At 64.1% G+C, this 26855-nt stretch carries 22 protein-coding genes; 14 read left to right on the top strand and 8 right to left on the bottom strand.

Annotated features, from left to right (window positions below):
* Positions 1–19: 19 nt before the first annotated feature.
* Together J3474_RS12770 and J3474_RS12765 are read right to left on the bottom strand one after the other, a co-directional pair.
* The gene (locus J3474_RS12770) at positions 20–1129 is read right to left on the bottom strand and encodes an HlyD family secretion protein (RefSeq protein ID WP_207094458.1); all 1110 of its coding nucleotides are present in this window, start codon (positions 1127–1129) and stop codon (positions 20–22) included.
* Positions 1130–1351: 222 nt separating this feature from the next.
* Positions 1352–2230, bottom strand: coding sequence for an alpha/beta fold hydrolase (locus tag J3474_RS12765; protein ID WP_207094457.1), 879 nt, complete (start codon positions 2228–2230; stop codon positions 1352–1354).
* 333 nt (positions 2231–2563) lie between these two features.
* Here J3474_RS12765 and trxB point away from each other — a divergent pair, with 333 nt between their 5' ends.
* Positions 2564–3535 (top strand): thioredoxin-disulfide reductase, encoded by a 972-nt coding sequence (trxB, locus tag J3474_RS12760; protein ID WP_007011128.1) that lies wholly within the window; start codon positions 2564–2566, stop codon positions 3533–3535.
* A gap of 97 nt (positions 3536–3632) precedes the next feature.
* Here trxB and J3474_RS12755 read toward each other — a convergent pair whose 3' ends face one another.
* The 4 genes from J3474_RS12755 to J3474_RS12740 are packed head-to-tail and all read right to left on the bottom strand — an operon-like array spanning position 3633 to position 6431.
* The gene (locus tag J3474_RS12755) at positions 3633–4424 is read right to left on the bottom strand and encodes a hydrolase 1, exosortase A system-associated (RefSeq protein ID WP_207094456.1); all 792 of its coding nucleotides are present in this window, start codon (positions 4422–4424) and stop codon (positions 3633–3635) included.
* On the bottom strand, positions 4421–5095 hold the full coding sequence (locus J3474_RS12750) for a hypothetical protein (protein WP_207094455.1): 675 nt from the start codon (positions 5093–5095) through the stop codon (positions 4421–4423). The genes J3474_RS12755 and J3474_RS12750 overlap by 4 nt, the downstream gene beginning before the upstream one ends.
* A 7-nt stretch (positions 5096–5102) precedes the next feature.
* Positions 5103–5366, bottom strand: coding sequence for an acyl carrier protein (locus J3474_RS12745; RefSeq protein WP_007011125.1), 264 nt, complete (start codon positions 5364–5366; stop codon positions 5103–5105).
* A 39-nt stretch (positions 5367–5405) separates the two neighbouring features.
* Positions 5406–6431, bottom strand: coding sequence for a GNAT family N-acetyltransferase (locus J3474_RS12740; protein ID WP_242528390.1), 1026 nt, complete (start codon positions 6429–6431; stop codon positions 5406–5408).
* 39 nt (positions 6432–6470) lie between these two features.
* Here J3474_RS12740 and J3474_RS12735 point away from each other — a divergent pair, with 39 nt between their 5' ends.
* The 13 genes from J3474_RS12735 (at position 6471) to J3474_RS12675 (ending at position 24862) form a co-directional block, all read left to right on the top strand.
* Positions 6471–7997 carry an acyl-CoA ligase (AMP-forming), exosortase A system-associated gene (locus J3474_RS12735; protein ID WP_207094453.1) on the top strand — a complete coding sequence of 509 codons (1527 nt, stop codon included), beginning with the start codon at positions 6471–6473 and terminating at the stop codon, positions 7995–7997.
* Positions 7994–9220 carry a pyridoxal-dependent decarboxylase, exosortase A system-associated gene (locus J3474_RS12730; protein WP_207094452.1) on the top strand — a complete coding sequence of 409 codons (1227 nt, stop codon included), beginning with the start codon at positions 7994–7996 and terminating at the stop codon, positions 9218–9220. The genes J3474_RS12735 and J3474_RS12730 overlap by 4 nt, the downstream gene beginning before the upstream one ends.
* A 172-nt stretch (positions 9221–9392) precedes the next feature.
* Positions 9393–10037 (top strand): XrtA/PEP-CTERM system exopolysaccharide export protein, encoded by a 645-nt coding sequence (locus tag J3474_RS12725; RefSeq protein WP_007011121.1) that lies wholly within the window; start codon positions 9393–9395, stop codon positions 10035–10037.
* Positions 10038–10055: 18 nt separating this feature from the next.
* Positions 10056–11576, top strand: a complete 1521-nt coding sequence (locus J3474_RS12720) for an XrtA system polysaccharide chain length determinant (protein WP_207094451.1) — start codon at positions 10056–10058, stop codon at positions 11574–11576.
* 12 nt (positions 11577–11588) lie between these two features.
* The gene (locus J3474_RS12715) at positions 11589–12638 is read left to right on the top strand and encodes an AAA family ATPase (RefSeq protein WP_207094450.1); all 1050 of its coding nucleotides are present in this window, start codon (positions 11589–11591) and stop codon (positions 12636–12638) included.
* Positions 12635–14389, top strand: coding sequence for a preprotein translocase subunit YajC (locus J3474_RS12710; RefSeq protein ID WP_207094449.1), 1755 nt, complete (start codon positions 12635–12637; stop codon positions 14387–14389). Before J3474_RS12715 ends, J3474_RS12710 begins: the two co-directional genes overlap by 4 nt.
* 20 nt (positions 14390–14409) lie before the next feature.
* Complete coding sequence (locus J3474_RS12705; RefSeq protein ID WP_207094448.1) at positions 14410–15651, top strand: XrtA/PEP-CTERM system-associated ATPase; 1242 nt, start codon at positions 14410–14412, stop codon at positions 15649–15651.
* A 40-nt stretch (positions 15652–15691) separates the two neighbouring features.
* Positions 15692–16564, top strand: a complete 873-nt coding sequence (locus J3474_RS12700; RefSeq protein ID WP_207094447.1) for an XrtA system polysaccharide deacetylase — start codon at positions 15692–15694, stop codon at positions 16562–16564.
* A complete protein-coding gene (locus J3474_RS12695) occupies positions 16561–17637 on the top strand; it encodes a FemAB family XrtA/PEP-CTERM system-associated protein (RefSeq protein ID WP_207094446.1) in 1077 nt (358 codons plus the stop codon). The genes J3474_RS12700 and J3474_RS12695 overlap by 4 nt, the downstream gene beginning before the upstream one ends.
* Positions 17637–18872, top strand: a complete 1236-nt coding sequence (locus J3474_RS12690) for a TIGR03087 family PEP-CTERM/XrtA system glycosyltransferase (protein WP_207094445.1) — start codon at positions 17637–17639, stop codon at positions 18870–18872. Before J3474_RS12695 ends, J3474_RS12690 begins: the two co-directional genes overlap by 1 nt.
* 1 nt (position 18873) lies before the next feature.
* A complete protein-coding gene (gene xrtA, locus J3474_RS12685) occupies positions 18874–20424 on the top strand; it encodes an exosortase A (RefSeq protein WP_207094444.1) in 1551 nt (516 codons plus the stop codon).
* A gap of 12 nt (positions 20425–20436) precedes the next feature.
* Complete coding sequence (locus J3474_RS12680) at positions 20437–22332, top strand: XrtA/PEP-CTERM system amidotransferase (protein ID WP_207094443.1); 1896 nt, start codon at positions 20437–20439, stop codon at positions 22330–22332.
* Positions 22333–22561: 229 nt separating this feature from the next.
* Positions 22562–24862: an EAL domain-containing protein gene (locus tag J3474_RS12675; protein WP_207094442.1), complete on the top strand. Its 2301-nt coding sequence runs from the start codon at positions 22562–22564 to the stop codon at positions 24860–24862.
* A 419-nt stretch (positions 24863–25281) separates the two neighbouring features.
* On the opposite strand, the gene zapE is transcribed toward J3474_RS12675, so the two are convergent.
* The gene (gene zapE, locus J3474_RS12670; RefSeq protein WP_007011110.1) at positions 25282–26397 is read right to left on the bottom strand and encodes a cell division protein ZapE; all 1116 of its coding nucleotides are present in this window, start codon (positions 26395–26397) and stop codon (positions 25282–25284) included.
* On the bottom strand, positions 26394–26852 hold the full coding sequence (locus tag J3474_RS12665) for a PaaI family thioesterase (protein WP_013833329.1): 459 nt from the start codon (positions 26850–26852) through the stop codon (positions 26394–26396). The genes zapE and J3474_RS12665 overlap by 4 nt, the downstream gene beginning before the upstream one ends.
* Positions 26853–26855: the final 3 nt, after the last annotated feature.

Raw genomic sequence — 26855 nt, 5'->3', positions numbered from 1 at the left:
GGACGATCCTGCGCCGCGCTTACTGCTTGCCGCCGGAGGCGGCGGGCGGGCTGTCGGCGCCGAAGAGGTGACGTTCGTGACCGGTGTCGACTTCGACATCGGCGCTCAACCCGGCACCGAGCGGCAGGCCCTCGGGCACATCGTCGATGGCGATCTGGACGGGTAAGCGCTGGACCACCTTGATCCAGTTGCCCGTCGCATTGTCGGCCGGGAGGACGGAAAAGCTGGAGCCGGTACCCGGGCTGAAGCTCTCGACGCGACCGTGCAATTCCAGGCTGGGAAATGCGTCAATCGTGATCGTGACCGGCTGACCCACGCGCATGTAGCGCAACTGGTCTTCCTTGAAGTTCGCCTGGACCCAGTATCGCAGCCCGGTCATCATGAAGACCGGTCGGCCCGGCAAAACGTAGTTGCCGACCTGAAGCTGGTTCACGCGGGTCACGACGCCATCCTGCGGCGCGCGCACTACGGCATCGTTCAGATTGATCCGGGCCCGGGCCAGTTGTGCGGCGGCCTTCCGCACGTCGGGTTGGCTGTCGATCGAACCTTCCACCTGACCCGAAAGCTCGGCGCGCAGGCTGTCTGCCTTTGCTTTCGCCGCGGCAATCGCATCGCGCGCGGTGCGCATGACGGTCGTTGCTTCATCGAACTGGGCTCTCGAAGAAATCCCTTCTGCCACGAGCGATTTTTGGCGAGCGGACTCGCTGGTCGCGAAATCGTAGCGCGCCTGGGCCGCGCTGACTTGCGACAGTGCTTCGCGATAATCGGCCTGGCGCGAACGCACATCGGTGCGCGCCGTGGCCAGAGCCGCCTCGGCTTCGGCGACCGCGGCCTTCAAGCTGTTGGACTCGATCCGGAACAGGACATCGCCTTTCCTGACGTGCTGGTTTTCCTTCACCTCTATCGAGGTGACCTTGCCTGAAATGCTCGGGCTGATGGCTACCATGCCGGTTTGCAGCGATGCGTTGTCGGTCGATTCGTAACGGCCACTCCAGAGATAGACGACCAGTGCGATCAGCAGGATGATCGCCGGCCCGGCGATCATCAGGATGGTACGGCGGCTGCGCTTGCGGGGCGTGATGACCGGGTCGATTTCGCTGGCGGTTGGAATGGTGCTTTGCGCGTTCATGCGACTTCCTGTGTCGATTTGCAGCAAGCTTATACTAAGCATGGATAGTATCTGCAACAGGAAGATCGGAGAATCTGGATACCATCGCTGGCATTTACGGCTCTATGGTGATGGTGCGCTGCTTTGTGCACGGGCACGATCGATCGGACCGGAAATTTGCCCGGTCTCGTCAATTGTTTTGCGGCTCTTTCAGGGCTGCGGCAGCCAATTCGCAGCGGGCGCTCAGGTGGTGAGGAATGCCCTCACGTCGCGCATGAACCGGTCGAACTGGTCATGGTGCAGCCAATGTCCGGCATCGTCGTACTCGATCAGGCGCGCGGATGGGAAATGGTCCATGCGGCCATCGAGGGCAGGGCTCGAAGCAAAACTGTCCTTCCCCCAAAGCATGAGAATCGGACAGGTGATTGCCTCCCACAAGGCGATCACGTGTTCGCCAGGAAGGTCCACCACCGGCCAGACGTTGAGGTAGTTGTCGAATTTCCAGCTCCAGGTGCCATCCTCGTTGCGGCTCGCGCCATGGATGGTGAGGTGCCGCGCCTGTTCGACCGTGAGAAAGGAATTTTCCGACTTCATGCGTTCGTAGGCAGCCCGCAGGGACGGGTACTTGCGCGGGGTGCGTGCAGCAGCCGAGCGCTTCTTGGAAATCCAGTCGCGCAGCCGGTCGGACGAGCACTCGCCCAGCATCTTGCGGCGTTCTTCGAGATTGGGCCCCAGTCCCTCGATATTGACGAACTTCTCGACCTTTTCCGGATAGAGCCCGGTGAAGCGTGTGGCGATGTTGGCGCCAAGCGAATGGGCCATGATCGTCACCTTGTCATAGCCCAAGGTGTGGATCAGCTGCGCGAGATCGTAGGTAAAAGCGTCCATCGCGTAGTTGCCTTCAGGTGACCACTCGCTGTCGCCATGACCGCGCAGGTCCGGACAGATGACGTGCCAGTCGTGGCGCAGCTCCTCTGCCACCCAGTCCCAACTGCGGCAATGATCGCGCCCCCCGTGCTGCAGGATCAGCGGCGGTGCCTCGGGATTGCCCCAGTCCACGTAGTGCAGGCGCAGGCGTTGCGAGACGAAGCGGTTCGACGTGGGTCCAAGCAGGCTTTCCATGCCTTCAAGTGGATCGGGAGGGGCTGAAGGTCAATTGGTCTCACGATTCCGCGGGCGTGGTCACAGGAAACGTTCGCCGGGAAAACTGCCGGTCGATCCGGCACTTTCTGTCGTATCCCCGCGATTCGGAAGTCTCCCATTCGGACCGACCGAATCGCGCCTGAAGGGTTGGCGGGTCCAGAGATGTCGCTGGACCGACTGGGCGCGCAGGATGCTTGCATTTGCGGGGATGAAACTAATCCTTGCCGCGCTCATGCTTGGCAAAGCGGCCCGCTTGCTCCTATCTCCGGCAGCGAAAAGCTTTACGCGCAGGTTTTACACAAGAGGTTAGACGTGGCGACGACGCACAAGACCCGCATGCTCATTATCGGTTCCGGTCCGGCCGGGCTTTCCGCCGCGATCTACGGTGCCCGCGCAGGCATGGAGCCGATCGTGGTGCAGGGCCTCCAGCCCGGCGGCCAGCTCACCATCACCACCGATGTCGAGAATTATCCCGGTTTCCGCGAAGTCATCCAGGGTCCGTGGTTGATGCAGGAAATGCAGGCCCAGGCCGAACACGTCGGCACGCGCATGATGTGGGATACGATCACCTCGGTCGATCTTTCGGGCGACAAGTTCACCGCGCAGGGCGATAGCGGCGATGTTTACGAGGGTGACACGCTTGTCATTGCCACCGGTGCGCAGGCGCGCTGGCTCGGCGTTCCCGGCGAGCAGGAACTCTCGGGCAAGGGCGTTTCGGCCTGCGCCACCTGCGACGGCTTCTTCTATCGCGGCAAGAAGGTCGTGGTCATCGGCGGCGGCAACACCGCCGTCGAGGAAGCGCTCTACCTCACCAACCATTCCGATGACGTCACCCTGATCCACCGCCGCGATTCGCTGCGCGCCGAGAAGATCCTGCAGGACCGGCTCTTCGCGCATCCCAAGATCAACGTCGTGTGGAACAAGCGCGTCGACAGCTTCCTGGGCGGCGGCGAGGGCGGCGGCCTGCGGGCGCTCAAGCTGATCGATACGGTGACCGGCGAGGAGAGCGAGATCGAGACCGAAGGCGCCTTCGTTGCCATCGGCCACGCCCCGGCGACCGAGCTGTTCAAGGGCCAGCTTGCCATGGACGAGTCGGGCTACCTGCTCGTCGAGCCCGGCACGCCCAAGACCGACGTCCCGGGCGTTTTCGCCTGCGGCGACGTGATGGACCATGTATATCGCCAGGCGATTACCGCTGCGGGCACCGGCTGCATGGCCGCGCTCGATGCCGAACGCTTCCTTGCCGAAAAGGAATTCGCCGAGTCGGCCAAGGTCGAAGCCTGAGACGTTCCCGGACAATCCTCTCCGCTTCCTTCGCGGAAAGTGGGGAGGATTTCCAGACTGGCACCAGGGCCGCGTCGATCCAGCGCCCTTGCAGCTGTCAGGCTGCCTCCAGCACGTCGATAACCCGTGCCACCAGCCAGTCCTGGGCGTGGGCTTCGACGTAGCTGTGGGTCGCATCGGGGCATATCTGCATGCGAGTGTCGGACTTGTCCCATCTTGCAAGGAACGCCTGCCCGGTCCTGTCGCGCGCGGCGACGAGGAAACGAATGCGGCCAGGATAGGACGCAATACCCTCGGCCATCTCGGCGGCGAGGCCGGATAGCTCGGTCGGTGCAGGGCGCGCGGCCGACAGGAGGCTGCGCAAGAGCTTGCCGATCGAGACTTTGCCGGTCAGCAGGCGGCGGATTGCGGCAGGATCGGTGAGACGGCGACGATAGTGGTCGCGGACCACTTCGGCGGGTTCCTCCTGTGCATCGTCCTCTATCGTCCACGGGTTGGAAAGCACCATCGCGTCGATGCCCGCGCCTATGCCCATGCCGCACGACAGCATCAATGCACTGGCGGCATCGCAATTGCCGAAGGCGACGATCTTGGTGAGCTGCGGGCATTCGCGGCGAAATGCAGTGAGCGCAGAAGCTATGTCGGGCGCGCTGGAACGGAATTCGCCGTTCTCGCCCTCGCTGTCCCCCACGCCTCGGCGGTCGAAACGCATGACGGGATAACCTTGGACGGCAATCCGGGCGGCGAATTTTGCCTGTCCGTTCCATGCTCCGGCGCGCACTTCGTTGCCGCCGCTGACAAGAAGCAGGCCGACTGTTGCAGCTCCATCGTCCAGTGTCGCGGCTAGCTGGACGCCTTCGCAATCGAACAGGAAATGGCGCCGGTTCATCCCGTGACGCCCCAGGTCAGGATCGCGGCAAGCGCGTCGGCCTGCTCGGGCGCTTCATCCGGTTCAGCGCGAAGCCAAAGGCCGCTGCCGCCGACCTCGGCCTGCTCGATCACTCTGGCGTTCTGCGAAGCGATCATTGGCTCGAACTCGCGCCAGAATTCGGGCGAGAGGGGATAGCCGGCAAGTTCGATGCCTTGCTCCCTGGCTAGCAGGGTCAGGTCTTCGCGGTTTTCCTCACGTCCAGCCTCGCGGCTGGCAAGAATTCGCGCGCGCAGCATCTGGCGAAGGATCGAGGCGGCCTTCACCGGGGCGTAATGCCAGCCTGGAAGGCCTTGTGGCGTGAACATGCAGCCGCCGCGAAGGCCCATCACGTGCGTTGCGCGAAACTGCGTGGCGGCAGCGTCCATCGCGCTGCGCCAGACTTCGGGCGTCTGCCGGTCGAGCGGCTGGAGGCTTTCGTTGCAACCGGGCAGGTCCGGCAGGATGCAGTCGATCCCGGCCGCATCGAGCCGGCGCATCGTTTCCACTGTCACGCGGCGCAGCTTGTTGCCCTCGTCGAACAACGCCGGGACAATCAGCAACCGCGTGGCGCGGTTGCGATCGAAGCAGAGGGCGAGTTCATTGACGAAGCCGCCGGCGGGCAGCGGACAGGGCCAGCTCGCCGGTGTCACCGCCCGATCAGGCCTCGGCGCGCTTGGACTTGGTGAACTCGAGCAGGCCGCCGAACGTCTCGAGCATTTCGCCGTCGATCTCGTCGTCTTCGATCACGATGTCGAGGCGATCCTCGATTTCGGTCAGGAGCCCGGCGACCGCCATCGAATCGAGTTCAGGCAGGTGGCCGAACAAGCCGGTTTCGGCATCGAACGTGTCGGCCTGGCCCTGCGCGAGTCCGAGCACATCCGTCAGGATGCGACGCAGCAGCAGGTCGGTATCGTCTTGCATGGCCCCCTCAACAAAAGCCTTTCACTTTGGCCTGCGGCTCTAGCCGCCCTTCGCACTTGCGGCAAGGCGTCGCAGGCCGATCCGTGCCACGATGAGCCAGTTGTGCGGATCGAGCGGGCGAAACATGTCCAGTCGATATCGTGGCCGCACCTGTTCCATCCAGTCGCGCTTGTAGGGATCGTCGCCGGTGCCGAAGTCCACCAGCGCAACCCTGTCGACCTCGATGACATGACGCAGCAGCGCTGCGCTGAGGATCGAACCGGGGGATAGCGGCCTGGCGCTCTCGCGGTGCGCCAGCTTGTGAATGAAGGCCGTTCCGCCCTCGACCGTCCACATCTGCGCTGCGATGGCGGGGCCTTGGGGATCGTCGGCGGCCCTGGCAATACCAAGGCGCAGGCGGCCTGCTTCGCCCTCGGACTTGGCAAAGGCCCGCAGGAAGTCCGGAGAGCCTTCTTCCGGCTTCCAGCTCTCGGCATAGATCACCTCGTACTGCTCCCATGCCTGCGCATCGAAATGGGTGATGATCTCGACCGCGACTTTCCTTGTCTTGCGCTTGAGCGTCGTACGCAGCTTGCCGGGACGCCCGGCGATATAGTCGTCAAAGCTGCGATCAGATACTTCGAGGACATGATTTGTGTCGCTGGCTTCGCGCATGACCAGCCAACCGGCCTTACGAAAGGCTGATTCGATGCGCGATGCAGTGCCGTCTTCCTCGGGCAGGCCGGCAAGCGTCAGGCGGCGCGCCTTTGCGGCCAGATCGCGGGCCAGCTGCGCGAGCAGGACTTCGGCTTGCGGGGGGTGCGAAACCACCGGGCGAAACCGGAAAGTGTACCAGTTCGCCAGTGCCGAAAGGTGGCCGCCATCGCCGGTGAGCGGCAGGACGGCGACGGCGTCTCCTGCGCGCGCAACAGCGAGCAGCGGCGCGATGGCACAATGCTTGCCAAGCGCTTCCCACCATGCAAGGCGATCGAACGGCGCGGACTGGCACTCCGCCGAGAGCAGCCTTGCAAGCTGCGCGTCGGATTGCAGTTCCTTAAGATCGGAGTGATATTCGATCTTTACCACGATACCTTCCAAAAGCCTCTCGGGAGCAGTTCCACCACAATGCGCGGCAAGAGCGAAAACAGGGTCCTTCCGCTCGACCATCTCGTCCTTCGCGGGGACGATACGGCCGATGCCCTCGTGCTGCGCGAGGGCGTTCTTAACTACAAGGACTTAAGAACGCGTGTCTCCCGCCTGGCCGCCTGGCTGGCGCGGGAAGTGCCGCAGGCAGGCGCGCGCGTGGCGAGTTGGGCGGCCAAGGGCGAACTGACCTGCCTGTTGCCGCTCGCGGCAGCCCGTGCCGGGCTGGTCCATGTGCCGGTCAATCCGTTGCTCAAGCACGCACAGGTCGCGCATATCCTGGCCGACAGCGGCGCCGCCATGCTGATCGGTACGCCCGCGCGCCTGAAAACCCTGGGCGAGGCCGATGTCCCCGGGCATTGCCGCGTGGTCGAGGAGCCTGCGGCCCTCGCCGCAGCGACGGACCTCGGCGGCGATGTGGGCTTGTCGGATGCCGATCCCGATGCGCTGGCGGCGATCCTCTACACCAGCGGATCCACGGGGCGGCCCAAGGGCGTTATGCTCAGCCATGCCAACATGTGGCTCGGGGCCGAGGCCGTGGCCGATTATCTGGATCTTGCAGGTGACGACCGCACGTTGGCGGTCTTGCCGCTGTCCTTCGATTACGGGCAGAACCAGCTGCTTTCGACATGGTATGCGGGCGGCTGCGTCGTCCCGCTCGACTACCTGCTGCCGCGCGATCTGGTGAAAGCGGTAGAGCGCCACGGCATTACCACCCTGGCCGCCGTACCGCCGCTTTGGGTGCAGGTCTGCGAACTCGACTGGCCGGAAGAGACTGCCGGCAAGCTGCGCCGCCTGACCAACAGCGGGGGTGCGCTCACCGTGGATCTGGTGCGGCGCTTGCGGGCGCTGTTCCCGCAGGCGCGGCTTTTCCCGATGTACGGCCTGACCGAGGCGTTCCGCTCGACCTATCTAGATCCCGCACTGGTCGATAGCCATCCCACCTCGATGGGCAAGGCGATCCCCCATGCCGAGATTCTCGTCATCAACGATGCGGGCGAACCGGCAGCCGACGGTGAGGAGGGGGAACTGGTTCACTGCGGGCCGCTCGTCGCCCAGGGCTACTGGCAGGACCCGGAACGTACCGCCGAACGCTACAGGCCGGCGCCCGCGAGCTCCGCTTATGGCGGAATTGCCGTCTGGTCGGGTGACCGGGTGCGGCGCGAGGCGGACGGGCTGCTCTACTTCGTCGGGCGGCGCGATGCGATGATAAAGAGCGCGGGCAACCGCATCAGCCCGCAGGAAATCGAGGAAGCCGCGCTCGCCACTGGCCTCGTTGCCGAGGCGGTCGCGCTGGGCCTGGCCGACGAACGGCTGGGACAGGCGGTCCACCTGATCGTCCGGATGGCCCCCGGCGCCGAAAACCCCGAACAGGAATTGCCCCGTAAACTCATGCAGGAACTGCCGAATTTCATGCAGCCCAAGGTCATTCACTGGCGCGATGCCATGCCGATCGGTCCCAATGGCAAGATCGACCGCACCGGTCTGCAGGCGGAGCTTGCGGCATGAAGGCGCTCGGACCGATCCCGGCCGGGTTCACCTCCATTGACGGCGTTCTGGCGATGGGCGGCAAGCCGGTGACGCATTGGGTGGAAGAAGCCGGTGGAACCCCGCTGTTCCTCTATTCCGCCGACCGGGTGCGCGAACGGGTCGCGGCCCTGCGCGCCGCGATGCCGGGGCGGTTGTCGCTGCATTACGCGGTGAAGGCCAATCCCTTCGCGCCGCTGCTCTCGGCGATGTCCGGTCTTGTCGACGGCTTCGACATTGCCTCGGGCGGTGAGCTGGAGATCGTGCGCGGTGCCGGGATTGCGCTCGACAAGGTGAGCTTCGCAGGCCCCGGCAAACGCGATGCCGAGCTGGAAGCGGCGATTATGGCCGGGGTGACGCTCAATCTCGAATCCGAGGGCGAGGCTGCGCGGGCGCTGGCAATCGCCGGGCAGCTGGGAGTGACGCCGCGGCTGGCGATCCGGGTCAACCCCGATTTCGACCTCAAGGGTTCGGGCATGAAGATGGGCGGCGGCGCCAAGCCTTTCGGGCTCGATGCCGAGCGGGTTCCCGCGCTCGTGCGCGAAGTCATCGCCAGCGGCGCCGAATGGCGCGGCTTTCACATATTCGCTGGCAGCCAGGCGCTTTCCGCCGAGGCGATTGCAGAGACCCAGGGCCAGACCCTCGACCTTGCAGCGCGTCTTGCCGATGAAAGCGGAGCGCCTCTGCCGCACTGCAATCTCGGTGGCGGCTTCGGTATCCCCTATTTCCCGGGAGACGAAGCACTGGACATTTCGCTCATCGGCGAGCGGCTGGCCGAGCGCTTCGAGAACCTGCCGGACGCCTTGCGCGAAACGCATTTCTGCATCGAGCTGGGCAGATATCTCGTGGGCGAATCAGGTGTTTACATTGCCCGCATCGTCGACCGGAAGGTCAGCCACGGCGAAGTTTTTCTGATCACCGATGGCGGGTTGCATCACCAGCTCGCGGCCTCGGGCAATTTCGGAACCGTTGTGCGCCGCAACTATCCCTCGGCGATAGCCACGCGCTTCGGAGCCGAGGTCGAGGAAGAGGCGTCCATCGTCGGTTGCCTGTGCACGCCGCTCGACAAACTGGCGGACAAGGGCGGGTTCCCGCGCGCCGAGGTTGGCGATCTCGTGGCGGTGTTCTGTGCCGGGGCTTATGGTGCCAGCGCCAGTCCGGCGAATTTCCTGGGGCAGGGACCGGCCCGCGAACTGCTGGTCTGAAAAAGCCGTAAGGATTTAGGCATTTGCGCGTCCCGATTCGGGACCTGCCGCCAATTCGTCCCTCAAGGCTAACGCTATGTTCACCCTTTTGACCGATAGCGGGAGCCGGATTTCGCCAGGTCCGCCGCTCTCGTGAGGATTGCGGCGGGTCGGCGCAGTGAGGGAAGTGCCCATGCCGTATCGCCGTCTGCCTCGCCTGCTCGCCGTTTGCGCGCTTGCCGGCGTGACTCTCAGCGGATGTGCAAGCGGCGGTGCAGCGCCCGAACTCCCCCCGGCCTCCTTCGTTGCCATGCAGGAAGGCCCGGGCGAGGAATATGTCATCGGCCCGCTGGATGAGCTGACCATCTTCGTGTGGCGCAACCCCGAGCTGGGCGCGAAAGTTCAGGTCCGTCCCGACGGGCGCATCACCACGCCGCTGATCACCGACATGCCCGCGGTAGGCAAGACTCCTTCGATGCTGGCGCAGGACATACGCCTGCAGCTTTCGCAGTACATTGAGGACCCGCTGGTCTCGGTAATCGTCAACAAGTTCGCGGGGACCTTCAGCCAGCAGATCCGCATCGTCGGCGCGACCGAGAAGCCCGCTTCCATTCCCTACCGCGCCAATATGACCGTGCTGGACGCGATGATCGCGGTGGGCGGCCTCTCCGAATACGCGGCGGGCAACAAGGCGCATCTGATCCGCTTCGACAAGACGACCGGCAAGCAGAAGGAATATGCCCTGCGGCTGGGCGACCTGCTGAAGAAGGGCGACAGCAAGGCCAACGTCATGCTCAGCCCCGGTGACGTCATCATCATCCCCGAAAGCATGTTCTAAGAGGGGCCGGCGCAAGCGATGAACTCTCTCTACGAAGAGCTGCTGGCCGCGATCCACAGCGTCTGGCACCGTCGCTGGATTGCCCTGGGCATTGCCTGGGGCATCTGCCTGTTGGGCTGGCTGGTCGTGGCGCTGATCCCCAACAGCTACGAATCGCGTGCGCGCATTTTCATCCAGCTCGACGACGCGTTGGCGGAGCAGGTCGGCATCGGCGTGGCCGACAAGAAGCGTGACATCGAACGCATCCGCCAGACCCTGACGAGCGCGGTGAACCTCGAAAAGGTCGTGCGCTCGACGCGCATCGGCGACACCATCGAATCGCCCAAGCAGATGGAAGCCGCGGTCCTGGCCCTGGCGGACAACGTCAAGGTGATCAGCCAGCAGGACAACCTCTTCGAGATCACGGCGAACGCCAGCTATTCCTCGTTCTCCGATGCGGAAAACGCGAGGCTTGCCCAGAATATCTCCCAGAAGCTGATCGACATCTTCCGCGAGGAGAACCTCTCGGGCAATCGCGGCGAGATGGTCGAGACGCTGGAGTTCGTGAACCAGCAGCTTGCCCAGCGCGAGAAGGAACTGGAATCGGCCGAGCAGAAGCGCACCGCTTTCGAGGCCGAGCATCCGGAATTCGCACTGGGCGGGGCAGCCAGCGCGCAGCGGCTTGAATCCTCACGCGCCGAACTGCGCGGCGTGGAGGCCGATCTGGCTGCCGCGCAGGCTGCGCTTGCGGCCATCGACGGTCAGCTTGCCGGTACGCCCAGGACCATCCCCGGCGGCAGCGCCGGCGGTGCATCGGCGGCCCTGGCGCAGGCTCAGTCCAACCTTGCCTCGCTGCGCGCACGCGGGCTCACTGAAGAGCATCCCGACGTGATCGCTGCGCGCAATCAGATTGCCGCGCTCAAAGGCCCGGCCGCGCAGGAAGCGGCCAGCGGCGTCGGCGCCCCGAACCCCGCTTATACGTCCCTGCAGTCGATTCGGGCCGAGCGGCAGGCCAATGTCCAGGCGCTCATTTCGCGCAAGGCCGCGCTGCAGTCCGACCTTGCCGGGCTGACCGCGCAGGCGATCCAGAATCCGGAACTCGCCAGCCAGGCCCAGCGTATCAACCGCGACTATGACGTGCTGCGCTCGCAGTACGACAAGCTCCTGCAGGACCGTGAGGAACTGCGCCTGCGCGGGGAAGTGAAGACCGAGCGCGAGGCAGTGAAGTTCGAAGTCGTCGATCCGCCGACGACGCCGCGCAAGCCCGTGGCGCCCAATCGCCCGATCCTGCTGCTGGGCGTGCTGATCGTCGGCATCGGCGGTGGCTGCGCGGGTGCCTTCGCGCTCGGCAAGGTGCGCTCCGTCTACGCGACGGCAGCCGGACTGGAGCGTTCGATCGGCCTGCCGGTGCTCGGCGCGATCTCGCAGAACCTGACCGATGCGGCCCGCGCGCTGCGCAAGCGCCGCCTCAAGTACTTCTATGGCGCCAGCGCTGCGCTGTGCGGGCTCTTCGTCGTGCTGCTCGCGGTCGAATTCATCCAGCGCGGCATGGTGGCCTGAGGGGAACGAGCGATGACCGAGCACACCCGCATCCCGCTTCCCGGCAAAGCCGCTTCCGGTGGATCGCTGATCGAGCGTGCCACTGGCGGCCTCGATCTCAACAGCCTGATCGCAAGGCCCGCGCCGATCCCCGCCGATGTGGTGAGCAGGATCCGCAAGCCGGCGCCGCCGGTTGTCGATCAGTCGGCCGTCCAGCAAGGCGCAGTGCAGCCGCCAGTTGCGCAGGCTCCGCAAGCGCATGCCGCCGTCGAGGCATCTGAACAAGTTGCTGAAGCGGCTCCCGCGCCGCAACCGATACCCGAGCCGTTGGAACGCACCGAATTTCACGGCACGCATCATCCTGTCGACCGCGATCGCCTGCGCGATCAGGGCCTGATCGTGCCCGAAGGGACAGTGACCGCGAGCCTTGAGGAGTTCCGCATCGTCAAGCGGCAGCTCCTGCTCCAGTGCGCAGACCTGCGCCGCCAGAACGTCGGTCCTTCCGCGCAGCGCCTGCTCATCAGCTCGCCGCACCCGGGCGAGGGCAAGACCTACTGCGCGCTTAACCTTGCGCTTTCGATCGCGGCCGAGAAGGAAAGCGAAGTTCTTCTCGTCGATGCCGACTTTGCCAAGCCGTCGATCCTCTCAGCGCTCGGGCTGCCCGGCGGTCCGGGGCTGATGGACGCGCTCATGGATGAGAGCGTCGATGTCAGCGATTGCGTGCTGGGAACCGACATTCCCGGTCTGTGGGTGCTGCCGGCCGGCGATACTTCGAACACCGACAGCGAATACCTTTCCAGTTCTCGCACCCGCCGCGTGCTCGACCGCCTGACGCAAGGCGCTCCCAATCGCGTGGTGATCTTCGATTCGCCGCCCGCTCTGGCGGCCTCGCCCGCTGCCGAACTTGCCAAGTATGTCGGTCAGGCGGTGGTGATCGTGCGCGCGGACAGCACCGGGCAGGGCGCGCTGGAGGATGCGATCTCTCTGCTCAACGGCTGCCCCAATGTGCAGCTGCTCCTGAATGCGGCGCAATTCAGCCCGAGCGGCCGCCGTTTCGGCAATTACTACGGGTACAAGGGATGATGGCGAAGCAACGCCTCCGGACCGGCTTGATCGGCCTGGCGACGACGGCTGCGCTGGTGGCCTTGTCGCTGCCCGTCGCCTCACACGCACAGACGCTTGGATACGAAGGCGCCGGTGGCGGCGGCATGGACGGCGGCGATGCGCCCGAGGGTCCGGCTTCCGAGACTTACGCGCCCGGCAAGGCTGCCAAGCGCGGCGGCAAGGGGCAGGGCGGACGCCGCCTGGTGATCCAGCCCTATATCGAGCTTGACCAGATCGTCGACGCCCAGCTTTCGCCGGGTGACGACGTGCTGACCTACACGCAAGTCGCGGTCGGCGTGGATGCCAGCATCTCCGGGCAGCGCAATGCGGTTTCGGCCTCGATCCGCTACCAGCGCCAGATCGGCTGGAGCGACAATGCCCGCGATGGCGATGCGATCAGCGGCATCGTGCGCGGCTATGCCACCGTGGCTCCGGGCGTGACGCTGGAGGCCGGGGCACTGGCTACCCAGGTCAATGTCGAGAACGGCGGATCGGCGCTTGCAAGCTCCACCTTTGGCGACAACTCGTCCTCGAATATCTACTCGGTCTATGCTGGCCCCTCGGTGGCGACGCGCGCCGGCGATGTGGCAATCAATGCCAATTACCGTGCCGGCTACACCAAGGTCGAACAACCCAATGCCTATGTCGCCAGCCCGGGCAGCGCAGCGGCCGACGTCTTCGACGAAAGCGTTTCGCAGGTGGCCGACATCGAGGCGGGAGTTGCGCCATACGAGATCCTGCCCGTCGGGCTGGGCGTTGCCGGCAGCTTCTATCAGGAAGACATCTCCAACCTCGACCAGCGCGTGCGTGACATGCAGGCGCGCGCCATGGTTACGGTGCCGGTCAGCCGCACCGTTCAGGTTGTCGGTGCGGTCGGATACGAGGACGTCGAGGTCTCCAGCCGCGATGCCGTGCGCGATGCCGACGGGAACCCGGTCATCGGCCGGAACGGACGCTACAGGACCGACAAGAGCGCGCCGCGTGAGATCGCCTATGACGTCGAAGGCTTGATCTGGGATGTCGCGGTGATGTGGCGGCCAAGCCGCCGCACGTCGCTTTCGGCCCATGTCGGGCGCCGTTACGGGGCGACCAGCTTCGGCGGCACGCTGGCCTATGCGCCCAACGATCGCAGCCAGCTCAGCGTTGCGGTCTATGACAACGTTGCGGGCTTCGGCGGACAGCTCAATCGTTTCCTCGATGAATTGCCTGACGATTTCGAGGCTGTGCGCGATCCGATCACCGGCCAGCTGCGCGGCTGCGTGGATTCGCTGGAAGGCAGCAATTGCCTTGCCGGTGCGCTCGGTTCGGTGCGTTCGGCCACGTTCCGTTCGCGCGGGGTGACGGCCAGCTATTCGATGAAGCTCGGCCGCCTCAATGCCGGCATCGGCGCAGGTTACGACCGGCGCAAGTTCCTTGCATCCGAAGGCACGATCCTCGCATCGGCCAATGGCATTATCGACGAAAGCTACTGGCTGGCTGCCTACCTGAGCGGTAATCTGGGGCGCGACGCCGGCTGGAGCACCAATGTCTATGCCAACTGGATCGCCAGTTCCGATCCGCTGGTCGGCGACGTGACCGGCTATGGTGCCACGGCGGCCTATTACCGCCTGCTTACACAGCGCCTGCGGGCAACTGCGGCGCTCGGGATCAACGGGGCGACCCGCGACGATCCTTCCATTGACGATATCTGGACCGCATCGGCCCTGGTCGGCCTGCGGTACGCGTTCTGAAGTCCCAAGGAGGACGAGAGATGTTCGACGATTTCTACGGGTTCGAGAGCCGCCCGTTCCAATTGACGCCCGATCCGGCGTTCTATTTCGAGAGCCGGACGCACCGCAAGGCGCTGTCCTACCTCGGCTATGGCCTCGCCCAGGGCGAAGGCTTCGTCGTCATCACCGGCGAAGTGGGCGCGGGCAAGTCGACGCTTGTCGCGCACCTCATGGCAACGATCGATCCCAGCCGCCTGACTGCGGCGCAAGTCGTCACCAGCGCGCTCGATGGCGAGGAGATCGTCCATGTCGTCGCGCAGGCTTTCGGACTTGCGGTCGCCGGGCACGACAAGGCCTCGGCGCTGGGCGCGATCGAAGGCTTCCTGCATGAGGAAGCGCGCCAGGGCCGCCGCTGCCTGCTGATCGTCGACGAGGCGCAGAATCTCACTGTCTCTGCGCTCGAAGAGCTGCGCATGCTTTCCAACTTCCAGCTCGGATCGCATCCGCTGCTGCAGACGCTTCTGCTTGGCCAGCCCGAATTCCGCTCGACCTTGCTGGAGAGCGGGGAACTGGAGCAGCTGCGCCAGCGCGTCATTGCCACCCACCACCTCGAGGCGATGCAGGCCGACGAAGTGCAGGCCTATATCGAACACCGCCTTGGCTGCGTGGGCTGGCAGGGCAATCCGCAGTTCGATGCGCAAGTTTTCGCCGGGATCTTCGAGGCGACCGGCGGCGTGCCCCGGCGCATCAACCAGCTCGTCAATCGCCTGCTGCTGCTGGGTGCGGTCGAGCAGCGTTGCGTCATCGACGGCGAGGTTCTGGCTCAGGTCCTTGCCGAACTGGACGCGGACGGTTCGATCTCGCTTGTGAGCCGCAAGGCTCCCGAGGCCGAGCCCGAGGCCGCTGCAATGCAGGGCGAGGCGGCCGAACCCGCGGTTTCGCCGCGCGGGGAAGAAGCACGCACGGAATCTGTCCCGGGCGGCATCGACAGCGATGAAGTCGCCGCGATCATCGAAACTGCAATGGCCGACCGCGACGCCCAGATCACTGAACTGCAACAGGCCGTGCTCGAACTCGCGATGGCGGCCGAAGCGCGCGAGCATGAAGCTGCCGATGCCGGGCAGGCGCAAGTGGCGTCGCTCGAAGCGCAGCTTCAGGCGATGTCCGGCCATGTCTCGGATCTCGAGGCGCGCCTTGCCGAGCATGACCGCATGCTGCGCCATACCCTGACGATGCTGATCGAGTGGATCGAAGGCGGCGAGGGCCAGCGCCGCGCTGCCTGAGAGCCCCAGCCTTCGTCCGCGCATGACCGGAGTGAGCCCGATGCCCGCCAGTCCCCAGATCAACGGTCTCTCGGTCGATGTCGAGGACTGGTTCCAGGTCGGCGCCTTCGAAACCGTCATCGCGCGTGATGACTGGTCCAGGCTGGCGGACCGGGTCGAGCGCAATTGCGATACCATCCTTGAAATGTTCTGCGATGCGGGCGTTAGGGGGACTTTCTTCACGCTGGGCTGGGTGGCCGAGCGTCACGGTCCGCTGATGCGCCGCATCGCGGCCGAAGGGCATGAAGTGGCAAGCCATGGCTGGGACCATGAGCGCGTCTTCCGCCTTGGCGCAGACGGCTTCGCGCGCGATCTCGAACGCAGCCGCAAGGCCATTGAGGACGCCGCCGGGGTCGCTGTAACCGGCTACCGGGCGCCGAGCTTCTCCATCGATGCGCGCACGCCATGGGCTTTCGAGGTGCTGGCTGGCCAGGGCTATGCCTACAGCTCCAGTGTCGCGCCTATCGCCCACGATCACTACGGCTGGCGCGAGGCGCCGCGCTTCGCCTTTCATCCGCTGGCAGGCAGCGATCTCGTCGAGATCCCGGTCACCACCGCGACTTTCGCCGGACGCCGCCTTGCCGCAGGTGGAGGCGGCTTCTTCCGCGTCCTGCCCTATGGCTTTTCGCGCTGGGCGATCCGGCAAGTGAATCGCGAGGAGGGGCGACCGGCGGTGTTCTACTTCCACCCCTGGGAAATCGATCCCGACCAGCCGCGCGTCGAGAATGCGCCGCTGCGCTCGCGTCTGCGGCACTACACCAATCTCGATGTCATGGCGGGTAAGCTGCGCCAGCTTATCGACGAGTTCAGCTGGGGCCGCATGGACGATCTCGCCGCGCGCGAATCGGACAGGGCCATGGCGCTGGCGGCGTGAACGCACCTTTCGCCCCGACCCGCGCACAGGTGCGGCTGGCCGACCTGGCCGATCCGGGCGAGATCGCTCGGCTCGAAGGCTATGTCGTGGCGCATCCGCAAGCTACGCCCTTCCATCGTCCGGCCTGGTTCGTGGCCACCGCCCGCGCCACCGGAAACCGCGCTTTCGCACTGGTGCAGGAGCGGCATGGCGAGATCGTTGCGTTCCTTCCGCTCAGTGCGATCCATTCGCCCATCTTCGGAAACATGCTGGCCTCCAGCGGCTTTGCCGTCGGCGGCGGCTTGCTGGCGGACGACGGCGCCGAGCCTGCAGAGGTGCTGCGCGCTGCCGAGGAACTGGCGCTGCGTCTCTCCTGCCCGACAATCGAGCTGCGCGGCGGCGCACTTCCCGATGCGGGTCAGGGCTGGGCATTCAAGAGCGAATCGCACTGCAACTTCGCCCGGCCCCTGGCGGCGGACGACGAGGCGGAATTGCTCACGGTCCCGCGCAAGCAGCGCGCCGAAGTCCGCAAGTCGCTCGCGAACGACCTGACTGTCGAGATCGGCACCTCCGAGCGCGACCGGGCTGCGCACTATGCGGTCTTTGCCGAGAGCTATCGCAATCTGGGCACGCCGGTATTCCCGCGCGGGTTGCTCGACGCCGTCGTCGATGCTTTCGGCGAGGATGCGGACATCCTGACCGTCCGGCACGAAGAACGTCCTCTCGCCAGCGTGATCACGGTCTATCACCGGGGCGCGGCGATGCCCTATTGGGGCGGAGGCACCCGGGAGGCGCGGCGCCTGCGCGCGAACGACCGGATGTACTTCGAGCTCATGCTCCACGCCCGCCGCCGCGGGTGCACTGCGTTCGACTTCGGCCGGTCCAAGACCGGAAGCGGAGCCTATCATTTCAAGCGCAACTGGGGCTTCGAGCCCGAAGCGCTGACTTATGCCAGCTGGACCGCTCCCGGAGCCCGAGCGCGCGAGGCCGACCCGGCCAGCGCCAAGCTGTCGCTGCAGATCGCGCTTTGGCAGAAGCTGCCGCTGGGCATTGCCAATCGCCTTGGGCCGCTGATTGCCCGGGGGATCGGCTGATGGGCGAGATCCTGTTCCTGTCCCACCGCATTCCGTTCCCTCCCGACCGGGGCGACAAGATCCGCTCGCACCATGTTCTCAAGGCATTGGCCGGCATGGCTCCCGTCCATGTCGCCACTTTCGCCGACGAAGAGCAGGACTTTGCCAGCGAAGCGGATCTCGCGGCGATTGCGGCCAGCCATCGGCTGCTGCGCCGGACGAAGCCCCTGCCGCTTGCCGCGTTCGAGGCCCTTTCTGGCGGCAAGCCGGTCAGCCTCACCGCCTTTCACGACCGTCGCCTGAAGGCCTGGGTGCGCGACACGCTGCGCGACCGGGACATCGACGTCATCTACGTTTTTTCGGGGCAGATGGCGCAATATGTGCCCGGCACCTTCACCGGCCGCGTCGTGGCGGATCTGGTCGACGTCGATTCGGCCAAGTTCGACGCCTATGGAGCCAACGCAAAGGGCCTGCGCAGCTGGATCGATCGGCGCGAAGGCCGCGTCCTCGGCGCGGAAGAAGCGCGCATCGTCCGCCGCGCCGATGCAAGCCTGCTGATTAGTCCCCTCGAAGCCGAATTGCTGCTTTCGCGACTGCCGCCGGACCTTGCGGTAAGTGCAAAGGTCCACGCGATGGGCAATGGTCTCGACAGCACGTATTTCGACCCGGCCGTGGTTAAGCCTGAGCCGCGCATCGTGCAGTCGGGCGGTCCCCGCATCATCTTTACCGGGCAGATGGATTATGCGCCCAATGTGGCTGCGGTGCTGCGGGCCATCGACCGCATCATGCCCGCCGTCCGCTCGGCTTGCGGACATGCGACCCTGCATGTCGTGGGGCGCAATCCGGTCGACGCATTGCTAGCGCGCGATGGCGTGAACGGCACGCGGATCTGGGGACGCGTCGACGATATCCGCCCGTGGCTTGCAGGTGCGGATCTCGCGCTGGTGCCGCTGGAGATCGCGCGCGGCGTGCAGAACAAGGTGCTTGAAGCGATGGCGATGGAATTGCCGGTGATTCTCACGCCCGGAGCGGCCAACGGTATCGATGCCGTCAATGGGCGCGACTTTCACATTGCCGATGGCGATGCCGCGATGGCAGGGGCGATCCTTGCCATTTCCCAGAGCGCCGCGCGCAGGCAGGCCAAGGGATCGGCGGCACGCCGTTGGATCGTCGAGAACGCAAGCTGGCCGGCCGCGCTTGCGCGCCTGCCCGAATTCATCGGGCGCTCCGATGCCCGAATGAACGCGGTTGCCTGACATGCGTTCCTTGGCCGCCGATCTCAATTTCGGCGAAAGTCCGATCCCTGAAAGCTGGCGCGGGCCGCTGCTGCGACTGGCGGGAGTCTGGCTCGTTCTGGTCTTCACGTTCGCTGCGGACTGGGCGGCGATGGCGCGTCAGTGGTGGGACATTTCCACATACAATCATGTTCTTTTGATCCCGCCGATCCTGGGCTGGCTGGTCTGGCAGCGCTGGGGCGAATTGCGCAAGCTTGCGCCGCAATGCTGGTGGCCGGGTCTGTTCCTGTTCGGAGGCGCCGCCTTCATCTGGTTGCTGGGCGCGATGTCGGGACTGGACCTTGCGCGCCAGGCCGGGGCTATCGCCATGCTCGGCGCAAGCGTCCCGCTGCTGCTGGGGCCGCAGGTCAGCGCCGGGTTGCTCTTCCCGCTTTGTTACCTCGCCTTCCTCGTCCCGCTGGGCGAGGAACTGGTGACCATTTTGCAGATGATCACTGCCGATATCACCGTTGCGCTCACCCATCTGAGCGGCATCCCGGCGGTCATCGACGGCGTCTTCATCGATACCCCTGCAGGCCTGTTCGAAGTGGCGGAAGCCTGTTCGGGCGTGAAGTTCCTGATCGCTATGGTCGCGTTCGGCGTGCTCACTGCCAATGTCTGCTTCATCAGCTGGCCGCGCCGGATCGTCATGGTCGGGGCCTGTGTGCTCGTGCCGATCCTTGCCAATGGCGTAAGGGCATGGGGCACGATCTACGCCGCACAGTGGTTCGGCGCGGACGTGGCGGCAGGTTTCGATCACATTGTCTATGGCTGGTTCTTTTTCGCCATCGTGCTGGGGCTCGTGATCCTTGGCGCCTGGCGGTTTTTCGACCGACCGCTGGCAGATCCGATGATCGATGCCGAAGCGATAGGCCGCAGCAGGCTGGTAGGTCGCCTTTCCGCAATGCAGGTGCGGCCTGCGTTCGCTCTGCTGGGCCTTGTCGCGCTGATGCTCCTCGCACGTGGCTGGGCCTATGGAGCCGACCGGATTGCCGCGCCCCTGCCGCCGCAAATAGAGCTTCCTGCGGTCTCCGGCTGGACGCGCGCGGACTATTCGCCGTCGATCTGGTGGGAACCGCAGGCGTCCGGCGCCGATCATCGCCTGCTCGGAAGCTATGTCGACGGCGAGGGGCACAAGGTCGATGTGTTCCTGGCGCTCTATGCGTCGCAGGGGGAAGGGCGCGAAGCCGGAGGATTCGGGCAGGGCGCGCTGATGCCGGACAGTGCCTGGGCTTGGCAGAGCCCGGGCAGGGCCTTCCCGGAGGGCAGGAGCGAGCGACTGCTCGGCGCCGGCAAGGTCGAGCGGCTGGCCGTCACCTGGTATCGCAACGGAGATCTGGTCACAGGCAGCAATGCGCGCCTCAAGCTGGCCGTGATCGGCAATCATCTTCTCCTGCGGAGACGCCCGACGACCATGCTGATCGTCTCGGCCGAGGATGCGCCCGCCAAGCCTGCTGCCGAGGCCATATCGCATTTCCTGTCATCCACCGGGCCGCCAGGCGCGTGGATGGACCGCGTCGAACAACTCCGGTAGGTACGCGAGTGCATGTGCGGCATTGCCGGAATCTATCACCTTGAAACGCCAAAGCCCGTCGACCCCGCCAGGGTCGAGGCGATGTGCGATGCGATGGTCCATCGCGGGCCTGACGGGCACGGGGTTTGGACGGCGCCGGGCGTAGGGCTGGGGCATCGACGCCTGTCGATCATCGATCTTGCCGGCTCTCCACAGCCAATGGCTTCCAGCGATGGCCGCGCGATGCTGGTCTTCAACGGCGAGATCTACAACTACCGCGAGCTGCGCCAGGAACTGCGCAAGACCGGCGCGATGTTCCATACCGACGGCGACAGCGAGGTCATTCTTGCTGCATGGCAGCGCTGGGGCCCCGAATGCGTCAGCCGCCTGCACGGCATGTTCGCTTTCGCGATCTACGACTGCGAGGCTCGCACGCTTTTCCTGGCCCGGGACCGACTGGGCGTGAAGCCCCTGTTCATGGCGCCATTGAGCGACGGCAGCCTCGTCTTCGGTTCGGAACTCAAGGCGCTGCTGGCGCATCCCCTGCTGCGGCGGGATGTCGATCCCTTGGCCGTGGAGGATTACCTGGCCTGGGGCTACGTGCCGGACAGTCGCTCGATGCTCAAAGGGGTCATGAAGCTTCCCGCGGGCCATTCGCTGCTTCTGCAGCACGGCAAGCCGTTGCCTGCGCCCCGGCAGTACTGGGACGTCTCCTTCGCCGAGCGGAGCAAGGGGAAGGTTGAGGACCTCGAGGCCGAATTGCTGCACCTGATGCGGCAGGCGGTGACTTCGCGCATGGTGGCCGACGTCCCGCTCGGGGCATTCCTTTCAGGCGGCGTCGACAGCTCGAGCGTGGTGGCTCTGATGGCGGAGGCATCTTCGCAGGCCGTGCGCACCTGTTCCATCGGTTTCGACGTCGCCGCGCTCGACGAGACAGCATATGCCAGCCAGGTCGCGGAGCGTTACGGCACCGATCACCAGGCTCGGCAGGTCTCCCCGGACGACTTCGGGATGATCGATACGCTGGCGGGCATGTTCGACGAGCCATTCGCCGATGCCTCGGCGCTGCCGACTTGGCGGGTGTGCCAGCTTGCACGCGAAAGCGTGACAGTCGCTCTGTCCGGTGACGGCGCGGACGAAGCGCTTGCCGGTTATCGCCGGCACCTTTTCCAGCACGGCGAGGATCGCGTTCGCGCGCTTCTGCCGCAATCGGTGCGCGGTCCGGTGTTCGGAGCGCTGGGTGCGATCTATCCCAAGGCTGACTGGGCGCCGCGGCCCCTGCGGGCAAAGACGACGCTGCTTTCGCTCGCGGGTGATTCCGCCGAGGGCTATGCGCGTGCGATCGGCTTCACTTCGCCGGAACTGCGCGAAAGCCTCTATTCCCCGGAATACCTGCGACTTCGCGGGGACTACCGGGCCGAGACACCGCTGCTGGAACTGATGCGCGGCGCGCCCGCGCGCTCGGGGCTGGACCGCGCGCAATATGCGGACCTCAAGGCGTGGCTTCCGGGGGATATCCTGACCAAGGTCGACCGTACGAGCATGGCGGTCAGCCTTGAAGCGCGCGAGCCCTTGCTCGATCACCGATTGATCGAATTCGCCGCCAGCCTGCCCGAATCGATGCGCGTGCGCAGCGGGCAGGGCAAGTGGCTGATGAAGCGCACGATGCGGCGCTTCCTGCCGGACGACATCCTTTATCGCCCCAAGCAGGGCTTCGTGACGCCGATTGCCCAGTGGTTTCGCGGTCCGCTCGCCCAGGTTGCCCGGGATGCCTGTTCCAGTGCCCAGCTGGCGCGAACCGGCTGGTTCGACAGCCGTCGCCTGTCGGGCCTGGTCGATGCGCATCTGGCGGGAACTTCGGACAATTCCCGGCTGCTCTGGCAGTTGCTGATGCTTGAGAAGGCATTTACCAAGTTGGGTATTGCCTGAACCCGCCTGCGTGCCGGACGAAACGGTGTATTCCTGCCTGTGTAAAAGCCGGGAATTAACTACACCCAATCTTAGGACATTTACTCTAGGCCATCCCTGAGAAGCGTCATCGAAGGACGTGTATGAAGGTCAAGGTCTACGATTCTCGGGCGGAAAAAGCGGACGATTCCCGCAGCGCTGACGCGTATCTGCCGTCCGTTGATGCGTCGGCACCAAGGGTGAGGCCGAAATGACCGATCTCAAGGCCCGTTTCCGCAAGTTCTGGAGCAATGCCCGCTTCCGCATCGTCTTCTGGGCGACGCTGACCGGCGTTCTGTGCGGCGTTTCGGGTGTCGGCCTGCCGGTCGAGGATGTTTTGTCGAACCTTAGGAACTACCTCAGGATTCACCCGTCCAAGGGTGAAATAGCGATGGTTCTGCAGGATACTAATACGCTTGATGAACTTGGCGTGATGGACGTGTCGCGTTCGAATGATGCGGTTGTTGTCGAAGCATTGTTCAAGGCTGGCGCAAAACGCATATTCTTCGACCGAGCTTTGAGCTACTTTTCTGAGAACAAGGGCAACGATGAATTTGTCGAAGTTCTCAAGAGATATCCGAACAGGGTTTTTCTGGGAGCCATGCCAAGTAGTAATGGCGTTGGCGGGAATTACGCTGCATCGCTGCCGGTACCCCAGTTTCGGAAGGAGGCACAGGTTGTCTCTTTGCTGGCCCTTTTTCATCCATTCAATTTGAATATGAGCATACCGTTCTCATCGGATAGTCCGATGGGGCAGATTCCAAGCATGTCGGTAGCGATTGCAGGATTGAAGGACTATCCTGAGGGTGTGTTCCAACCAGATTATTCTATTAATTATAAAACGATACCGACGGCAAGCTACATTGATGTGATGCGTGGGAAACTAGACGTCAGTTTGGTCAGCGGCAAAGATGTAATCATTGCCCCCGGTGCGATAAGTTATAATGATATTCATCCGTTACCGGGGCAGGGCTATGCCCCTGGCGGATATGCGCATGCAATCGCTGCAGAGACTTTGAAGCGCGGATTGCCGGTGCAGCTGGGCTGGATTCCGCCATTTCTGCTTGTGGGCGTGATCATTATTTCCGGTTTGGGAAGAGGCCGGGTTTTCGACGTTTACCGCTTCAGCGGGCTGACCGCGGTTCTTATCGCAGCTCCTTTCGTTCTCAACTACATCAGTGTGCAGGTCGCGATTTTCCCCGCCCTGGCCACTGCCGCCGTGGCGGTCTTTCGTATGCGTAACCTCGATCGCGTGGAGGTCGCGGGAGAGACCAATGCGGGCTCGGGGCTCCCGAGTGTGCAGGCACTGCGCAATTTCGACGCGATGTCGACCAAGATCCTGGTTGCTCTGAAGATCCGCAATTACGGAGCCATCATCGGCAGCTTTGCCGAGCACGTGGAGGCGCAAGTCGCGCATGAAATCGTGCGGCGTATCCGCATCAGCGATCACGACGTGACCGTCTATCATGAAAGCGGCATGTTCCTGTGGCTGTCGAACATCCGCAGCACTTTCGATCTTTTCGAAAACCTAGAAGGCCTGCATCGCATCGTTCAGAACGGCATCCAGGTCAGCGGCATGGATATCGACCTCTCCTTCAACTGCGGCATAGATTCCGAGTTCGACCGGACGGTCTCCAGCCGCGTGGCAAGCGCGATGCAGTCGGCAGAGGAGGCGGTTCGCAATGACGAACTCGTCTATCAGCACGATAGCCGCCGTCATGAGGCGCAGTGGGAGCTGTCGCTTCTGACCCAGCTCGATCGTGCTATCGACAATGGCGAAGTCTGGGTCGCCTATCAGCCCAAGCTTGACGTGAAGTCCAATCGCATTGCGGGTGCCGAGGCTCTCGTGCGCTGGACGCACCCGGAACGAGGTCCGATCAGCCCGGACAAATTCATCCGCATTGCCGAGGAATTCCACCGGATCGAACGCATAACCCGCTTCGTCGTCAACGAAGCGGTGCGTTCTGCCGTCAACCTCGCGCGGCTGGGCTACGACTTCTCTATGTCGGTCAACATTTCGGCGCAATTGCTGCGCAATCCGGGCCTTCCGGGAATGATCTCCGAGATTCTCGCCGCGCACGGTCTGCCGCCGGAGAAGCTGGTCCTGGAAATCACCGAGACCGATCGTCTCGATCGCAGTTCGCGAACGTTCCAGATGCTCCAGCGCCTGGTCCAGTCCGGGCTGCGCTTGTCGATCGATGATTTCGGCACGGGCAATGCGACGATCGACTACTTGCGCTACCTCCCGGCCGTAGAGGTTAAGATCGACAAGGTCTTCATCCAGGCCATGGAAGCGAACAAGGAGGACTACCTGCTCGTCCAGTCCATTATCGAAATGGCGCATTCACTCGATCGCATTGTCGTTGCTGAAGGGGTGGAAACCGGGACCGCGCTCGAGATTCTCAAGGGCATGGGATGCGACACCATCCAGGGCTACTACGTCAGTCGTCCGGTGCCATTTCCTGATCTGATCGATAATATCGAAAGGAAGCAGGCCCGAATGAATGGTTAAAAAAGTCTTGCTGACATCTTAACTCATTGTTATCCATATGGGCAGCCGCAAAAACGCGGCGGTTCACATGGGGAAATACAATGTACAGCTGGCTTTGGGGCGGCCTCGGTCGCTAAAAATCGGACAGTCAGCGACCTCTTCGGGAGTAAATGTCTCGGCAGGTCGCGGCGTCTTTCAATACCGCTTTCTAAGCATTTATCGCTCTGAATCAGGTATTTAACGGATATATTTAAATCCGTGATGAAGCGCTCTGGCCGCGTTGGCTCAGGGCGCTTTTGATATTTGGGCTCTGGTTGGGCGCGTCTCGCGCGATGCTCGCAGGACCTGGCTGATGACCCGATCCTTGCGACTCACTTGCGTCCCGATTCGGGAATCATTAACGAATTGAAGAGGTCGAACGGTCGAATTCGTTAACGAATTCAGCTTTCGCCATGGCCGAGCGCAAGATAATCTGCGCTCTGCATTTCGTTAAGACGGCTGACCGTGCGCTCGAATTCGAAGCGGCCGGAGCCGGCTTCGTAAAGCTCCTCGGGAGCGGCGTCGGCAGCGACGATCAGCTTGACCTTGTTTTCATACAGCGCATCGATCAGCGTCACGAACCGTGCGGCTTCGTTGCGACGGTCCGGCCCCATTTTCGGGATGCCGACGACGATCACCGTGTGATAGGCGCGGGCAATGGCAAGATAGTCGGACGCGCCGCGTGCTTCGCTGCACAGCCGCTTGAAACTGAACACGCCGACACCCTTCAGGCTCTTGGGCACGAAAAGAGTGCGACCGCCGCCGACGTCGATCTCGGTCGAAGGCACGTGCTCGGCATCTTCGGGCGGATAGTCCGTCAGGCGATAGAAGGCCTCGCGTGCCTGCTGCGTAGTCGGTTCACCGAGCGGCATGTGCCAGGTCGGCATGCCGCCCAGACGGGCCAGCCGATAGTCGGTGGGGCCATTCAACGTCATCACGTCCAGTTCCTGCTCGATCAGATCGATGAAGGGCAGGAAGTGTTCGCGGTTCAGGCCGTCCTTGTAGAGCTGAGATGGGGCCCGGTTGGACGTGGTGACGATCGTCACGCCTTCGTTCACGATCAGATGCGTAAACAGGCGGCTCATGATCATGGCGTCGGCGGAATTGTTGACGACCATCTCGTCGAAGGCGAGGCACTGGACGTTGCGTGCGATCTGGGCTGCGACCGGCGGGATCGGATCGCCGGTTTCATTCTTTCGTTCGTCGCGCAGCAGGGCGTGCACATCGAGCATGAAGGCATGGAAGTGGACGCGCTTTTTCTCGGTAATGTCGAGCGTCTGGTGGAACAGGTCCATCAGCATCGACTTTCCGCGGCCGACGCCGCCCCACATATACACACCGCGCGGGGGCAGGGGCTTCTTGCCGAGCAGGCGTCCGATCAGGCCCGTGGACGAGCGTGCCTTGTACATCTCTCGCTGGAGGCGATCGAGGCGTTCGGCAGCCGCTGCCTGCTCCGGGTCGACACGGAGTTCGCCCGTGGCGACGAGCGCCTCGTAACGGTTCAGCATGCCGGTCATCGCGCAGACGGTTTCCGTAAGGTGCCCATGTAGGAAGCGATCAGTTCGCCTTCCTGTTCAAGATTTCCGCGAAGGAAGAACAGGCGGCCGGTTTCCTTCATGACTTCGCAGATCGCATCCAGCGGGGCACCGAGGCGTCCGCTGCCCACGAACTGCGTGGACAGGTCCAGCGTTACGGAGGCAGCGGCATTGCCGCCGACCACCTGGTGAACGGTTGCGAACAGGGAAATATCGATCAGCCCGAGGATCACGGCGCCGTGGAGCGCGCCGTGCAGGTTTGCATGCCTGGTCGTGGTGTTGAGCATGCGCAGCCGCGCCGCCCGGTCGCCTTCCTGTCGCAAAAGCATCTTGCCCATCACGACAGGGTTGAAGCGATCCTGGTCGGCCATGTCCCACGTATGCCAGCCCGGATTTTCCGGATCGGGCTCGTGGATGAATGCGCTGGTAGGTTCCACCTC

Source organism: Novosphingobium sp. PY1, from assembly GCF_017312445.1.
Lineage (GTDB): Bacteria > Pseudomonadota > Alphaproteobacteria > Sphingomonadales > Sphingomonadaceae > Novosphingobium.
The sequence above is the reverse complement of the archived record's forward strand: the minus strand, read 5'-3'. Positions and strand labels throughout refer to the sequence as shown.

Bases quoted from the DNA above. Each gene is read 5' to 3' on its own strand.
- J3474_RS12770 (WP_207094458.1), bottom strand. From the start codon at position 1,129: ATGAACGCGCAAAGCACCATTCCAACCGCCAGCGAAATCGACCCGGTC.
- J3474_RS12765 (WP_207094457.1), bottom strand. From the start codon at position 2,230: ATGGAAAGCCTGCTTGGACCCACGTCGAACCGCTTCGTCTCGCAACGC.
- J3474_RS12755 (WP_207094456.1), bottom strand. From the start codon at position 4,424: ATGAACCGGCGCCATTTCCTGTTCGATTGCGAAGGCGTCCAGCTAGCC.
- J3474_RS12745 (WP_007011125.1), bottom strand. From the start codon at position 5,366: ATGCAAGACGATACCGACCTGCTGCTGCGTCGCATCCTGACGGATGTG.
- J3474_RS12735 (WP_207094453.1), top strand. From the start codon at position 6,471: ATGCGCGGCAAGAGCGAAAACAGGGTCCTTCCGCTCGACCATCTCGTC.
- J3474_RS12730 (WP_207094452.1), top strand. From the start codon at position 7,994: ATGAAGGCGCTCGGACCGATCCCGGCCGGGTTCACCTCCATTGACGGC.
- J3474_RS12725 (WP_007011121.1), top strand. From the start codon at position 9,393: ATGCCGTATCGCCGTCTGCCTCGCCTGCTCGCCGTTTGCGCGCTTGCC.
- J3474_RS12720 (WP_207094451.1), top strand. From the start codon at position 10,056: ATGAACTCTCTCTACGAAGAGCTGCTGGCCGCGATCCACAGCGTCTGG.
- J3474_RS12715 (WP_207094450.1), top strand. From the start codon at position 11,589: ATGACCGAGCACACCCGCATCCCGCTTCCCGGCAAAGCCGCTTCCGGT.
- J3474_RS12710 (WP_207094449.1), top strand. From the start codon at position 12,635: ATGATGGCGAAGCAACGCCTCCGGACCGGCTTGATCGGCCTGGCGACG.
- J3474_RS12705 (WP_207094448.1), top strand. From the start codon at position 14,410: ATGTTCGACGATTTCTACGGGTTCGAGAGCCGCCCGTTCCAATTGACG.
- J3474_RS12700 (WP_207094447.1), top strand. From the start codon at position 15,692: ATGCCCGCCAGTCCCCAGATCAACGGTCTCTCGGTCGATGTCGAGGAC.
- J3474_RS12690 (WP_207094445.1), top strand. From the start codon at position 17,637: ATGGGCGAGATCCTGTTCCTGTCCCACCGCATTCCGTTCCCTCCCGAC.
- xrtA (WP_207094444.1), top strand. From the start codon at position 18,874: ATGCGTTCCTTGGCCGCCGATCTCAATTTCGGCGAAAGTCCGATCCCT.
- J3474_RS12680 (WP_207094443.1), top strand. From the start codon at position 20,437: ATGTGCGGCATTGCCGGAATCTATCACCTTGAAACGCCAAAGCCCGTC.
- J3474_RS12675 (WP_207094442.1), top strand. From the start codon at position 22,562: ATGACCGATCTCAAGGCCCGTTTCCGCAAGTTCTGGAGCAATGCCCGC.
- zapE (WP_007011110.1), bottom strand. From the start codon at position 26,397: ATGACCGGCATGCTGAACCGTTACGAGGCGCTCGTCGCCACGGGCGAA.